Source organism: Candidatus Endoriftia persephonae, from assembly GCF_023733635.1.
In the GTDB taxonomy this organism is placed as follows: domain Bacteria; phylum Pseudomonadota; class Gammaproteobacteria; order Chromatiales; family Chromatiaceae; genus Endoriftia; species Endoriftia persephonae.
On the sequence record NZ_CP090569.1, the window covers coordinates 3318240 to 3331511 of the forward strand.

A 13272-nucleotide genomic window follows, 5' to 3' on the forward strand; every position below is an offset into this window, starting at 1 on the left:
ACATATTGTGCTCTCCACCACGGCTGACAGAAACCGACCCAATGGCCTGTTGCGGCCGCGCCCGGCAGAGAGGTGTTTATCTATCTCAAAGGGGCCTGGATCCTGATCGAGTCAGTAGTGATTTGCTGAAAGCCGGGCGACCAAGAGTGACCACTTCTTGACTATCAGCAAATAACCGACTCGCACAGCTAGTATCGGTTACAGGCCCGAGAGCTTTAGAGCCCAGAAGAATTCTGAAAGAGAGCCCGTGCCTGGCCGATTAATACCAAGCGCAGGAACTGAAGAGAGAATGAAGAGAACATCGGACAAGTTCACGGCGCTGCCCGCCTCAGGGAGCGCACAGGCAAAGCTCGGCACTCCCCCAGGCAACAAGCCATTTATTAGGAACCGAAGCGCAGCGGCAGGCACCGCCTCGAGGTACGCGACAAGCCGATCAGAGAGAACAGCAGGGGCAGCCAGAGCAGTGAGCCACCGCCACCGCTATCACTATCGCTACTACTACCACCACTGCCCAGATTGGTACCGGCATCATTGAACACCGTGCCGTGCTCCAAGCTACCGCCATCAATCGCTTTGCAGTTGGTCGCCACGGCAGCACCAAGGCTACTCTCTACTGAAATATCGCTATCGGAGAGATCGAAGAAGATGTTGTCGTTGCAGTAGAGCCGGACCCGGGCGCGAGCGATATTACGTTGCGGCAGCGTCACCGTGGCGTTGCCAATACTGTTGAGAAAGCCACTGCCCAGATCAAGATCGACATCGTCACTGGCATCACAATAACTGTAGCCGTCAGCACTCAGGGCCAGCAGTTCAACGCTCAGCGCACTACAGATGCTAGTGGTATTGGTCGTCCAGGTCAGGGTGCGATCAACACCCCCCTGGCTCGTAGCCGTCGTGACCAGGGTCCCGCCGGTGATGGCAAAGGGTCCAGAGCTGCTATCAACCACAATCGACACGTCATCCTCATCCACCCCGGAATTGCCATCCCGCACGGTCAGACGAAAGTTCAGCGTACGGTTTGTGCTGGGCAGGGTCTCGCCCTTGTCGGCACTGTGATTGTTCGTCAAGCCGACCAGCAATTCACTCACCCGCGGAAAGTCCCGCATTCCGCCACTCTTCGGCAGGAACGAACGGAACAGCGGATTGGAGCCCAGATCCGTGCCCAGCGTGGATGCATCCGTTGAAGCTCCCACATCCAGTTCATCCCACTGATAGGAGAGGCTGTCGCCATCCACATCGGTCGCCGTGCCAGTCAGTCGAAACGGGGTCTGACGTGGCACCGTGTAATTGCTGCCTGCCGCCGCCACCGGCGCAGTATTGCCAGTGGAGACCTGACTGCCACACGTTTGCGAATCCGCATATACAGCGATCTGCTCGATACTGCGTGCATGAAAGGTGGCATCACTATTTTGCTGGATATTCTCCCCACTGCAGATACCGGCGTAGGCCATGATACTAGTGCCGCTACCTGGTTCCACCGCATTTAGTGGGCTACGCCCTCCTGAACAGTTGCTGCCGGTTGTACCGTTAAAAGTGTGGGCGGCATTGAACTGATGCCCGATTTCATGAGCAACAAAATCGATCCAGAAAGTATCTCCATTTGGCACTAAAGAACCGGTCGCGCCTTGCGCTTTAATACCACCTGCACAGGAAGAACCGACACGTGCGATGCCACCACTCCCCGTGCCGAAAACATGGCCGATATCGTAGTTGGCACTACCGATGACGCTGTCGAGGTTGGCCTGGTTCTCCGACAACATGGTCGCAACATCAGTATTCGTATAGGGGTCGGTAGCACCATCGATATAGATGAGGCTGTCATTATTGGCCACCAGCTCGAACTGGATCGCCAGATCCCGCCCATAGATCTGATTAACCCGATTGATAGCCGTAACGATGGCGTCCAAGGCCTGGGCATTAGTGCCACCGTGAAACTGCGTGTACTCACCAGTCGCTGCCACCGCCAACCGGTAGACCCGCCGCTGCCCGGTGAGGGTGATGAGCCGCTGCGCCAAGGCAGAGGCCTCCGCCACACGCTGCTCCCAGTCCTGCTCCACCTCCTGCAGCACGCAGTAGGGGCGTGATGACAGCTCGCCACGCGCCGCCAACACATAGTCACGCTTGAAGTAGGAGCGATAGCCACCCTGATCATCGGGGTCAATAAAGATCACGCCGGCGGGTGTATCGAGCATGGCGTGGAAGCCCTGCGGGGTCAGATCGAGCCGACCTGTCGCAGTTGGCTGATCGATACCGCGAACCGAATAGGTGCGGATCTCGGGGTAGCGCCGAGCCAGCTCCGGCGCCATTATCGGCGACTCTTCAACGCTAAACCGGGCAAACGAGCCGTCAGGCAGGGGCAGCTGCAGGGGCGCTCCTTCGCTGGCAGTGAACTCCAGCGGCGCTGTCGCCAACAGGGACTCCAGAGCAGGGCGATCGGCCTGTAGGGAACGATATTGGAAGGCGGGCACCGCAGCGCTCCGCGCGGCAACATCCGGCAGGCGCTCACTCCAGATGCCGCCGGCCGACACGCCACCCAGCGGCAACCCCAGCAGCAACAGCCAAACCACAAACCGAGACCCAAAACCCATGCCACTGCCTCCTACGTGAGCCAGCCTGCCGACCAGCCATAAACTATACAAAAGCCGGCAGTGGCTCCTCTCCACGCAAGCGGCCCGCGGAATCGCTGGCAAGCCTCAAACCGACGTTTCAGGGAGCGAGCTTTTTCCGCAGCAGTTCGTTGACCTGTCCCGGATTAGCCTTGCCCTGGGTGAGCTTCATCACCTGGCCGACAAAAAACCCGAGCAGCTTCTCCTTACCTGCCCGGAACTGTTCCACCTGCTTGGGATTGCTGCCGATGATCTCATCGATAATCGACTCGATGGCAGCTGTATCGGTAATCTGCTTCAGGCCTTTAGCCTCGATGATCGCATCAGCATCTCCCTCACCGTCCCAGATCGCTTCAAACACCTGCTTGGCGATCTTGCCGGAGATGGTGCTGTCCGCGATACGCGCCAGCAGCCCACCGAGCTGCTGCGGCGACACCGGCGACGCTTCGATCCCCAGCCCCGCCTTGTTGAGTGCCCCGGCCAGCTCCATGGTGACCCAGTTGGCCGCCATCTTCGGCTCGGCGCCGGCGGCGGCCACCGCCTCGAAGTAGTCCGCCAGCGGCCGGCTCGCGGTCAACCCGCCCGCATCCTGATCACTCAGGCCATACTCCTGCTCGAAGCGCTGTCGCTTGGCATCGGGCAACTCGGGCAGCTCTGCTCGGATCGTCTCTAGCAACTCTTCTTCCACCTCCACCGGTAGCAGATCCGGATCGGGGAAGTAGCGGTAGTCGTTGGCCTCCTCCTTGCTGCGCATGGAGCGAGTCTCGTCCCGATCAGCATCGTAGAGCCGGGTCTCTTGTACCACCTTGCCGCCGCTCTCGACCAGATCGATCTGCCGCTCCAGCTCGAATTTGAGGGCCCGTTCAAGAAAACGGAAGGAGTTGATGTTCTTCAGTTCGGTGCGGGTACCAAACGCCTCCCGACCCTTGGGGCGGATCGAGAGATTGGCATCGACGCGGAACGAGCCCTCCTGCATATTGCCGTCACAGATCCCCAAATAGACCACCAGCTGATGGATCTTGCGCGCATAGGCCACCGCCTCTTTGATCGAGCGCATGTCGGGTTCGGAGACGATCTCCAGCAGCGGCGTACCGGCACGGTTCAGGTCGATCCCGCTCATACCGTGGAAATCCTCGTGCAGCGACTTGCCGGCATCCTCCTCCAGATGGGCGCGAGTGATGCCGATCACCTTCTGCTCGCCATCGGCCAGTTCGATGGTGATCGAGCCCTTGCCGACGATCGGCAGCTCAAACTGGCTGATCTGATAGCCCTTCGGCAGATCGGGATAGAAGTAGTTCTTGCGCGCGAACACCGAACGCCGACCGATCTCCGCGCCTACCGCCAGGCCGAACTTCAGCGCCATACTCACCGCTTGCTGGTTGAGCACCGGCAGCACGCCGGGGAAGCCCAGGTCCACATTGCATGCCTGGGTATTGGGTTCCGCGCCGTAAGCGGTGGAAGCCCCGGAGAAGATCTTCGATCGAGTGGCGAGCTGGGTATGGACCTCCAGCCCGATGACAGTTTCCCACTGCATGGTCTTTTCTCTTAGGTTAAGGGAATCAGAAACCTGACGGCACCTGCGTGTGCCAGTCGGTCGCCTGCTGGAACTTATGAGCCACATTCAGCAGTCGCGCCTCGGCAAAGTAGTCGCCGATAATCTGCAGCCCCACCGGCAGACCCGCCACCGGCGCCACCGGGATCGAGATCCCAGGCAGACCCGCCATATTGGCAGCGATGGTGTAGATGTCGTTGAGATACATAGTGACCGGGTCATCCGCCTTCTCACCGAGACCAAAGGCGGTGCTCGGCGAGGTCGGCCCCATGATCACGTCGACCTGTTCGAAGGCGCGCTTGAAGTCATCAGAGATCAGATGACGGATCTTCTGTGCCTTCAGATAGAAGGCGTCGTAGTAACCGGCGGAGAGCACATAGGCGCCGATCATGATGCGCCGCTTCACCTCGGCACCAAAGCCCTCGCCGCGGGAGCGCTTGTAAAGATCCTCCAGATCCTTTGGCTCATCGCAACGATAGCCATAACGCACGCCGTCGAAGCGGGAGAGGTTGGAGGAACACTCAGCCGGCGCCACCACGTAGTAGGTGGGGACCGCCAGACCGGTATTCGGCAGACTGATCTCCACCAGCTCGGCGCCGAGCTTTTTGTACTCGGCAATCGCCGCCTCGACCGATTCGGCCACGGCACTGTCGAGACCTTCACCGAAATACTCCTTCGGCAGACCGATTTTCAGTCCCTCCAGGGAGTCGTTGAGGCTCGCTGAGTAGTCGGGCACCGGCGCCTCAGCGCTAGTGGAATCCTTTGGGTCGAAGCCGGCCATCGCCTGCAGCAACAGCGCCGCATCCTCGGCGGAGCGGGCCATGGGTCCGCCCTGATCGAGACTTGAGGCGAAGGCGATCATGCCGTAGCGCGAGACCCGCCCGTAGGTCGGCTTGAGGCCGGTGATGCCGCAGAGTGCGGCGGGCTGGCGAATCGAGCCGCCAGTATCGGTGCCGGTGGCAGCAGCAGCCAGACGCGCCGCCACCGCCGCCGCAGAACCGCCGGAGGAGCCACCTGGCACCCGCGACTTGTCCCAAGGGTTGCGCACTGGGCCATACCAGCTGGTCTCGTTAGAGGAGCCCATGGCAAACTCATCCATGTTGGCCTTGCCTAGGGAGACCACGCCAGCCGCCTTCAGCTTGCTCACCACCGTTGCGTCGTAAGGGGAGATGAAGCTGTCGAGCATGCGCGAGCCACAGCTGGTCTTCACCCCTTCGGTACAGAAGATATCCTTGTGGATAATCGGAATGCCGGTGAGCGACCCCGCCTCGCCAGCGGCGATCTGCTTGTCGGCCGCCTCTGCCGCAGCCAGCGCCTGCTCGGCGGTGGTGCTGATAAGGCTATTAAGCTCCCCATCAAGGGCTTCGATGCGCTGCAGAAAGTGACGGGCCAGCTCCACGCTGGAGCACTCGCCCGCACGTAGGGCCGCGCCCAGTTCGACGATACTTTTGTTATGCATTGTGCAGGAAATTCTCTTGATTAACGCCGGCTATCCGACGATTACTCGATCACCTTGGGAACCAGATAGAGCCCACCATCGACCTTCGGCGCGATCGATTGAAAGACCTCGCGGCGATTGCTCTCAGTCACCTCATCAGCACGCAGCCGTTGCGACATATGCAGCGGGTGGGCCATCGGCGTAACCCCCTCAGTATCCTGCGCATCCATCTGCGCCACCAGATCGAGGATGTTACTCAATTCCTGCGCAAAGCCATCCAGCTGCTCCTGTTCAACAGAGAGCCGAGCAAGATGCGCGATCTTCTCGATATCAGAATGATCCAAAGACATCCGTAATGATCCCTTGAGATTGAAAACCGGGAAAACTTATCACAATTGGCCTTATCCATACATGGGGCTGAAACTTTGCACCAACACCACCCACCCCCCTGAACCGGCGCAGATCCCAGAAAAAAACTCCGTCAGGATTGATACGACCCAGCCGTCCGAGCGACTCATCTTTAACGCTGAATGAGACCAGTTTTGCCACTTTAGGAAGGGAAGCAAGGCAAGCTGCAACCTGTGTCACAAAACTTTCCGCACCCCATTTGCCGGAAAAGTGAGGCGATTGATAATCCCGACAAAGCAGGAAGCCACACAGGACCATAAGAGCTTCCCGATGTAAACCAGCAGAGGCCACTTCACTTCAGATGAGAGACCCGACCGGCAACACCCTCAGCACAGCAGTACTCAAGCTGCTTAGACCGGTGGTGCACCTGTTGCTGCGCAATAACATGTCTTACGGTGAGTTCGCCGACTTGGCAAAGTGGATTTATATAGACGTGGCTGCAAAAGAGTTCACCATCCCCGGCCGAAAACAGACCATCTCGCGCATCTCGGTGATTACCGGGCTGACCCGCAAAGAGGTCGCCCGACTACAGAAGCTCCAACACCCCGGCAGTGAACTCATCTCCCAGCGCCACAACCGAGCCGCCCGGGTAATCGCCGGCTGGCGCCGGAACCCGCGATTTCAGGACAGCAACGGCAACCCAGCAACCCTCTATTTCGAGTCTGGCAGCGGCAGTTTCAGCGACCTGGTGCGCGAGCACAGCGGCGACATCCCTCCACGCGCGATCCTTGACGAACTGCTGCGCATCGGCTCAGTTGAACAGAACGCCGAGGGTCAGGTACGCCTGGCCTCCACCGCATTTGCGCCGAATGATGACGAGATCGACGAGCTGCGCAGCCTCGGCAATGATGTACAGCTACTCGTCTCCACCATTGACCAGAGGCTCCGCAAGGAGGGCTCTCCGCCCCTATTTCAACGCAAGGTCGCCTACGACAACCTGCCCCAAGAGGCACTGCCCGCCTTCCGCCAGTTCAGCGCGAGAAAGGCCCAAGCACTGCTCAAGGAGTTCGACCTGCATCTGGCGCAAAATGGCCGCCACGCCGGTCAGCAAAGCAACGGCGACCGGCACATGCAGGCCGGCATCGGAATCTTTTATTTCGAACAGAACACGGAAGAGGGCATCTGAAGCACCCTCAACCCGCCACCAACAATCCACACTAGATCACTGTCGCTCCGCCGGCCGCAGAATCAGCGAAAGCAACAGCTGGCAAGCGATCAGGTAATATCCTCCGGCTGCTCCGAGGGCGGCGTCTCGTGGGACATCTCTGCGTAGCAGTCGCTACCACAAAAATAGAAGATGTAGTCATCCGCTTCAGCTACACCCATTTCAGAACGGGGAATCTCCCGCATACAGGTGTCGTGATCAAGCTTCTTCACCTGGCTAGGCTTAGACATCGTCATAACCACCTCCTGCATCAGTACAAGAACCCAATACCCGAGCTTTTTACTCGGCTTTCTAATCAAGTATAGCTACTCACATAAAAAAGCAAATAAGGTATATAAAGTCGCTTTCACCACACCACCGCCTTGCCCAAGCCTCCAACGGTTGCTAGATTAAGGCCGATTACGGAAACCTCATCGTGGCCCGGAATAGCCCCAGCTTGGACTAGAGCTCCAGCGATTCGCATAAGGCCATGTCAATACACTGATATTACGAAGAAATTTTATGCTGTTCCGACGCATCCGCGGCCTCTTCTCCAACGATCTCTCCATCGACCTTGGCACCGCCAACACGCTGATCTACGCCCGTGGCCAGGGCATCGTGCTGAATGAGCCTTCGGTGGTGGCAATCCGCCAGGACCGCGGCCCAGGCGGTGCAAAGTCCGTGGTCGCGGTAGGTGAAGAGGCAAAAAAGATGCTCGGCCGCACCCCGGCCAACATCACCGCCATCCGCCCCATGAAAGAGGGCGTGATCGCCGACTTCACGGTCACCGAAAAAATGCTGCAGTACTTCATCCACAAGGTGCATGAGACCCGCATCCTGCGGCCCAGCCCACGGGTGCTGGTATGCGTGCCCTGTGGCTCTACCCAAGTGGAGCGGCGTGCGATCAAGGAGTCCGCTGCCGGCGCCGGCGCCCGCGAGGTCTACCTGATCGAAGAGCCGATGTCGGCCGCCATTGGCGCCGGCCTGCCGGTGGACGAAGCGCGCGGCTCAATGGTGCTGGATATCGGCGGCGGCACCTCCGAGGTGGCGATCATCTCGCTCAACGGTATCGTCTACTCCAACTCGGTACGGGTCGGCGGCGACCGCTTCGACGAAGCGATCATCAGCTATGTCCGCCGTAACTACGGCACCCTGATCGGTGATGCCACCGCCGAACGGATAAAACACGAGATCGGCTCCGCCTACCCCGGCAACGAGGTGAAGGAGATCGAGGTCAAGGGTCGCAACCTGGCTGAGGGCATCCCGCGCAGCTTCACCCTCAACAGCAACGAGATCCTCGAGGCGCTACAGGAGCCGCTCTCCGGCATCGTCGGCGCAGTCAGGACCGCCCTTGAACAGACTCCGCCGGAGCTGGGCGCAGATGTCGCCGAGCGCGGCATCGTACTCACCGGCGGTGGCGCGCTGCTAAAGGATCTGGATCGACTGATCCAGGAGGAGACCGGCCTGCCGGTGATCGTCGCCGAAGACCCCCTGACCTGCGTCGCCCGCGGTGGCGGCCGTGCGCTGGAGTTGATCGACGAACGCGGCGGAGACATCTTCTCCGTGGAATAGCAGCCTGATGCGGCCGCCAGCGGCCGCTCGCTCTTTTGCCGCATCCGAGAGGTTCGCCAACCATTAAACCGATCTTCACACAGGGCCCCTCCCTCAACACGCGGCTGTTCTCGGCCGTGCTGCTGTCGATCGTATTGATGGTGCTAGACCATCGCGAGAAGCACCTCGACGAACTGCGCTCAGCCCTCTCGGTCCTGATCTACCCAATCCAATATATCGCCTCCCTCCCAACTCAGCTGGCCCGCCAGGGAGCGGAGAGCCTGGCCGATCGCGATCAGCTCAACCAGGATCGCCAGCGGCTCGCCAAGCAGAACCTGGAGCTGCGCGCCCGGCTGCAGAAGTTTGAGGCCCTTGAGGCGGAAAACATGCGTCTGCGCGGCCTGCTCGACTCATCCTTCAAAGTCGGTGACCGGGTGTTGATCTCCGAACTGCTGGCGGTGGAGCAGGATCCGTTCCGCCAACTGGTGGTGATCGACAAGGGCTCCACATCCGGCGCCTTCAAGGGCCAACCGGTGCTCGACGCCAACGCCGTCGCCGGCCAGATCACACTGGTCACCCCCTACACCTCGACAGTGCTGCTGATCACCGATGCCAGCCACGCATTACCAGTACAGGTCAACCGTAACGGCCTGCGCACTATCGCCATGGGCACCGGCCTGATCAACCAACTGCAACTGCCACATCTGCCAAACAACGCCGACATCAAGCCCGGCGACCTGCTAGTCACCTCCGGGCTTGCTGGACGCTTCCCGCCGGGCTACCCGGTGGCGGAGGTCACCAGCGTGGTGCGCGAGCCTGGCAAGCCTTTCGCCTCAGTTACCGCCCGCCCTACTGCTGACCTAGACCGCATCCGCGAGGTACTGCTGGTATGGACACTGACACCAAAGACGCTGCAGGAACAGCCGTCAGCAGATGAGGTAACCCAATGAACGCGAACGTCCAGGGACGCCTCTACATCGCCCACCTGACCCTGGCATTCGGCTTTGTGCTGGCGGTAATGCCTATGCCTGACTGGGCCAGCAACTTCCGCCCCCAGTGGGTTACTTTGATCCTGATCTACTGGTGTATGGCTCTGCCGGAGCGGGTCAACGTCGGCACCGGCTGGCTCGCCGGTCTGCTGCTCGATGTGCTGAGCGGATCGCTGCTCGGTCAACACGCCTTGGCGCTGGCGGTGGTCAGTTTTCTTACCCTCAATATCTATCAACGGGTGCGGGTACTGCCACTGCGCCAACAGATGTTCACCATCATGATTCTGCTGCTGGTGGAGAAGCTACTGGCGCTCTGGGCCACCGCCGCCGCCGGATACCCCGCCCCGACACTCTGGTATTGGGCCGCGCCCCTGGTGGGCATGCTATTGTGGCCCTGGATCTACATCATCTTACGGGACGTCCGCCGACGTTTTCACGTCAGCTAAGGGGCCGCTGAATGAACCTGGGCGAGCTGAATTGTGAGATCAAATGTTCCGATGTAAGGCGGAAACCGCAGGTAATAGCTAGTCTATTACCAGGATTTTCAACGCAGCGGCGGGAGATTTGGACCACCAGGCAGCCGTCAATGATTCGCTCAGAGACTCCTTGAGGAACGGCGATGCCTCAGTACTCGATCAAAGATCATCTCTACGAGAGCCAGCTCTTCATCAACCGCAGTATCGCCGCGGCAATCATCGTCACCCTGATGCTGCTGCTTCTCGGGGTACGCATGGTCTATCTGCAAGTGGTCAGCCACGAACACTACACCACCCTGTCGAAGGATAACCGCGTCAAGCTGCAGCCGCTGCCGCCGACACGCGGCCTGATCTACGACCGCAATGGCGTCATCCTGGCGCAGAATCTGCCTGCCTACAGCCTGGAAATCACCCCTGAAAAGGTGGAATCGCTTGAGCAGACCATCGAACAACTGGCGCTGATCCTGCCGATCAGCGAGGAGGACCGCCGCCGCTTTAAGAAGCTGCGCCGGCAACGACGTCGCTTCGACAGTATCCCGATCCGAGTACGCCTGAACGATGAGGAGGTGGCCCGATTTGCAGTCAACCAGCACATCTTCCCAGGCGTCGACGTCAAGGCAAAGCTGCTACGCGACTACCCCCTGGGAGAGCACACCGCCCACCTGCTGGGTTATGTCGGACGCATCAATCAGCAGGAGCTACAGCTGATCGACACCTCCAACTACAGCGGCACCAGCCATATCGGCAAGAACGGCGTGGAGAAGACCTACGAGTCACTGCTGCACGGCAAGGTCGGCCTGCAGCAGGTGGAGGTCAACGCCAAGGGGCGTACCCTACGGGTACTGCAGGAGCAGCCGCCAATCCCCGGCCAGGATCTACAGCTATCTATCGATATCCAGTTGCAACAGACCGCGCTCAAGGCACTCGGCGAGTTCAACGGCGCTGTAGCCGCAATCGAGATCGAGACCGGCGGGGTGCTGGCGCTGGTCAGCAAACCGGGCTATGACCCCAACCTGTTCGTTGAAGGCATCAGCAGCAAAGCCTACCGAGCGCTACAGAAATCCCCCGACAAACCACTCTTCAACCGCGCCATCCGCGGCCAGTATCCGCCCGGCTCCACGGTAAAACCCTTCATCGGCCTAGCCGGGCTGGAGAGCGGCGTGGTCCATTTCAGGCAGAAGAACTACTGCCCGGGCTACTATCAACTCCCCGGCAAGGAACACAAATATCGTGACTGGAAAAAGACCGGCCACGGTGTGACCGACATGCATAAGGCGATCGTGCAGTCTTGTGATGTCTACTACTATGAACTGGCCCGCACACTGGGCATCGACCGGCTGCACGGCTTCCTCTCCAACTTCGGCTTCGGCAGCAAAAGCGGTATCGACCTGACCGGCGAAAGCACCGGCCTGCTGCCCAGCCGAGCCTGGAAGCGCCGTACCCGCCGCGCCCCTTGGTATCCCGGTGAGACCCTGATCATCGGCATCGGTCAGGGCTACTTCCTCGCCACCCCGCTGCAGCTGGCGGTCGCCACCGCGACGCTGGCCAACGGCGGCAAACGCATCCGACCACGGGTCGTTTCCAGCATCCGCCATGGTGATGGCAGCCAAGAAGAGCTGATCCCTATCGTCTCTCAAATAACACAGAACAACCCACTGCACTGGCAGCAGATCACCCAGGCGATGACCGACGTAGTGCAAGGGCCGCGCGGCACCGCCCGGCGCATCCGCAACAAAAAATATCGCATCGCCGGCAAGACCGGCACCGCCCAGGTCTTCAGCGTGGGTCAGGACGAAGAGTATGACGAAAAGACGGTGGCGAAGCGCAAGCGCGACCACGCCCTGTTCATCGCCTTCGCCCCGGCAGAGATGCCGAAGATCGCGGTGGCAGTCATCGTAGAGAACGGCGGTCACGGCGGCTCAGTGGCGGCGCCTATCGCACGCAAGGTGATGGATCAATATCTGCTGGGAGAATCCCTGTGAGCGGCCTCTCCAGCCTGCATGAATCCCAGCCCGCCCGCCCCAGCGGTCTGCTCGCCTGGCTGCATCTCGATCTGCCGCTGCTGAGCGCCCTGCTGCTGCTGTGCGGCGTCAGCCTGCTGGTGCTCTACAGTGCCGGGGATCAGGACATGGCGCTGATCCAACGTCAGGCGATCCGCTTTGGCATCGCCTTCGTCGCGCTGATTCTGCTGGCACAGATCCATCCCGACCACCTGCGGCGCTGGTCACCTTGGCTCTACCTGACGGGTCTGCTAATGCTGACCGCAGTGCTCGCCTTCGGCGAGACCGGCAAGGGCGCGCAGCGCTGGCTTGACCTGGGGCTATTCCGCTTCCAACCCTCGGAGATGATGAAGCTGGCGCTGCCGATGATGCTCGCCTGGTACCTGGCGGAGAAGCGTCTGCCACCGAAGAAGCGCCGCCTGTTAGTGGCCATCATCATGACCTTGCTACCAGTGCTGCTGATCGCTAAACAGCCCGATCTTGGCACCGCCCTGCTGGTCGCCAGCGCCGGAGTCTTTGTGCTGTTTCTGGCCGGCATCAGCTGGCGGCTGGTGGCTGGCTTCAGCGCCCTGATGGCCGCCATGGGGCCGCTCATCTGGTTCCTCATGCGCCCTTATCAGCGTCAGCGGGTGATGACCTTTCTCAACCCGGAAAACGATCCCCTGGGGGCAGGCTACCATACCATCCAGGCGAAGATCGCCATCGGTTCCGGAGGTATCGCCGGCAAGGGCTGGCTCAACGGCACCCAGTCCCACCTGGAGTTTCTCCCCGAACGTCACACCGATTTCATCTTCGCCGTGATCTCCGAAGAGCTGGGACTGGTGGGGGTCGCCGCACTGCTACTGCTCTACTTCTTCATCATCCTGCGCGGCCTCTACATCGCCACCCAGGCGCAGAATACCTACAGCCGACTGCTCGCCGGCACCCTTACGCTGGTCTTCTTCGTCTATCTGTTCGTCAACACCGGCATGGTCACTGGCCTGCTGCCGGTGGTTGGGGTGCCACTTCCCCTGATCAGCTATGGCGGCACTTCACTGGTGACCATCCTGGCCGGCTTCGGTATGCTCATGTCGATACACACGCATCGGAAGCTACTACCTACCTAACC

12 protein-coding genes are annotated in these 13272 nt (G+C 60.2%); 6 read left to right on the plus strand and 6 right to left on the minus strand.

Annotation, left to right across the window (positions count from 1 at the left end; translation table 11 throughout):
- Nucleotides 1-380: 380 nt before the first annotated feature.
- From L0Y14_RS15020 to L0Y14_RS15040, 5 genes are all read right to left on the minus strand, one after another.
- Nucleotides 381-2588, minus strand: a complete 2208-nt coding sequence (locus tag L0Y14_RS15020) for a zinc-dependent metalloprotease (RefSeq protein ID WP_006475126.1) — start codon at nucleotides 2586-2588, stop codon at nucleotides 381-383.
- A gap of 118 nt (nucleotides 2589-2706) precedes the next feature.
- A complete protein-coding gene (gene gatB / locus L0Y14_RS15025; RefSeq protein ID WP_251859225.1) occupies nucleotides 2707-4140 on the minus strand; it encodes an Asp-tRNA(Asn)/Glu-tRNA(Gln) amidotransferase subunit GatB in 1434 nt (477 codons plus the stop codon).
- A gap of 25 nt (nucleotides 4141-4165) precedes the next feature.
- Nucleotides 4166-5617 (minus strand): Asp-tRNA(Asn)/Glu-tRNA(Gln) amidotransferase subunit GatA, encoded by a 1452-nt coding sequence (gene gatA / locus L0Y14_RS15030; protein ID WP_005962816.1) that lies wholly within the window; start codon nucleotides 5615-5617, stop codon nucleotides 4166-4168.
- Nucleotides 5618-5658: 41 nt separating this feature from the next.
- Nucleotides 5659-5946, minus strand: coding sequence for an Asp-tRNA(Asn)/Glu-tRNA(Gln) amidotransferase subunit GatC (gene gatC, locus L0Y14_RS15035; RefSeq protein ID WP_005962813.1), 288 nt, complete (start codon nucleotides 5944-5946; stop codon nucleotides 5659-5661).
- Nucleotides 5927-6262: a hypothetical protein gene (locus tag L0Y14_RS15040; RefSeq protein WP_138921848.1), complete on the minus strand. Its 336-nt coding sequence runs from the start codon at nucleotides 6260-6262 to the stop codon at nucleotides 5927-5929. Before L0Y14_RS15040 ends, gatC begins: the two co-directional genes overlap by 20 nt.
- A gap of 43 nt (nucleotides 6263-6305) precedes the next feature.
- Here L0Y14_RS15040 and L0Y14_RS15045 point away from each other — a divergent pair, with 43 nt between their 5' ends.
- Nucleotides 6306-7130: a DUF6502 family protein gene (locus L0Y14_RS15045; RefSeq protein WP_005962810.1), complete on the plus strand. Its 825-nt coding sequence runs from the start codon at nucleotides 6306-6308 to the stop codon at nucleotides 7128-7130.
- 89 nt (nucleotides 7131-7219) lie between these two features.
- On the opposite strand, the gene L0Y14_RS15050 is transcribed toward L0Y14_RS15045, so the two are convergent.
- Complete coding sequence (locus tag L0Y14_RS15050) at nucleotides 7220-7405, minus strand: hypothetical protein (RefSeq protein ID WP_039960156.1); 186 nt, start codon at nucleotides 7403-7405, stop codon at nucleotides 7220-7222.
- Nucleotides 7406-7670: 265 nt separating this feature from the next.
- Between L0Y14_RS15050 and L0Y14_RS15055 the strand changes: the two genes are divergently transcribed.
- The 5 genes from L0Y14_RS15055 (at nucleotide 7671) to rodA (ending at nucleotide 13270) form a co-directional block, all read left to right on the plus strand.
- The gene (locus tag L0Y14_RS15055) at nucleotides 7671-8720 is read left to right on the plus strand and encodes a rod shape-determining protein (RefSeq protein ID WP_005962807.1); all 1050 of its coding nucleotides are present in this window, start codon (nucleotides 7671-7673) and stop codon (nucleotides 8718-8720) included.
- Between the two features lie 35 nt (nucleotides 8721-8755).
- A complete protein-coding gene (mreC, locus tag L0Y14_RS15060) occupies nucleotides 8756-9649 on the plus strand; it encodes a rod shape-determining protein MreC (protein ID WP_005962804.1) in 894 nt (297 codons plus the stop codon).
- On the plus strand, nucleotides 9646-10134 hold the full coding sequence (gene mreD / locus L0Y14_RS15065; RefSeq protein ID WP_005962801.1) for a rod shape-determining protein MreD: 489 nt from the start codon (nucleotides 9646-9648) through the stop codon (nucleotides 10132-10134). The genes mreC and mreD overlap by 4 nt, the downstream gene beginning before the upstream one ends.
- A gap of 173 nt (nucleotides 10135-10307) precedes the next feature.
- Nucleotides 10308-12146 carry a penicillin-binding protein 2 gene (gene mrdA, locus L0Y14_RS15070; protein ID WP_006474903.1) on the plus strand — a complete coding sequence of 613 codons (1839 nt, stop codon included), beginning with the start codon at nucleotides 10308-10310 and terminating at the stop codon, nucleotides 12144-12146.
- Nucleotides 12143-13270 (plus strand): rod shape-determining protein RodA, encoded by a 1128-nt coding sequence (rodA, locus tag L0Y14_RS15075; RefSeq protein ID WP_005962793.1) that lies wholly within the window; start codon nucleotides 12143-12145, stop codon nucleotides 13268-13270. The genes mrdA and rodA overlap by 4 nt, the downstream gene beginning before the upstream one ends.
- The last annotated feature ends 2 nt before the right edge of the window (nucleotides 13271-13272 follow it).

What these genes read in the sequence shown, in the direction of transcription:
- L0Y14_RS15020 (WP_006475126.1), bottom strand. Translation starts at nt 2,588, where the DNA reads ATGGGTTTTGGGTCTCGGTTTGTGGTTTGGCTGTTGCTGCTGGGGTTG.
- gatB (WP_251859225.1), bottom strand. Translation starts at nt 4,140, where the DNA reads ATGCAGTGGGAAACTGTCATCGGGCTGGAGGTCCATACCCAGCTCGCC.
- gatA (WP_005962816.1), bottom strand. Translation starts at nt 5,617, where the DNA reads ATGCATAACAAAAGTATCGTCGAACTGGGCGCGGCCCTACGTGCGGGC.
- gatC (WP_005962813.1), bottom strand. Translation starts at nt 5,946, where the DNA reads ATGTCTTTGGATCATTCTGATATCGAGAAGATCGCGCATCTTGCTCGG.
- L0Y14_RS15040 (WP_138921848.1), bottom strand. Translation starts at nt 6,262, where the DNA reads ATGGTCCTGTGTGGCTTCCTGCTTTGTCGGGATTATCAATCGCCTCAC.
- L0Y14_RS15045 (WP_005962810.1), top strand. Translation starts at nt 6,306, where the DNA reads ATGAGAGACCCGACCGGCAACACCCTCAGCACAGCAGTACTCAAGCTG.
- L0Y14_RS15050 (WP_039960156.1), bottom strand. Translation starts at nt 7,405, where the DNA reads ATGACGATGTCTAAGCCTAGCCAGGTGAAGAAGCTTGATCACGACACC.
- L0Y14_RS15055 (WP_005962807.1), top strand. Translation starts at nt 7,671, where the DNA reads ATGCTGTTCCGACGCATCCGCGGCCTCTTCTCCAACGATCTCTCCATC.
- mreD (WP_005962801.1), top strand. Translation starts at nt 9,646, where the DNA reads ATGAACGCGAACGTCCAGGGACGCCTCTACATCGCCCACCTGACCCTG.
- mrdA (WP_006474903.1), top strand. Translation starts at nt 10,308, where the DNA reads ATGCCTCAGTACTCGATCAAAGATCATCTCTACGAGAGCCAGCTCTTC.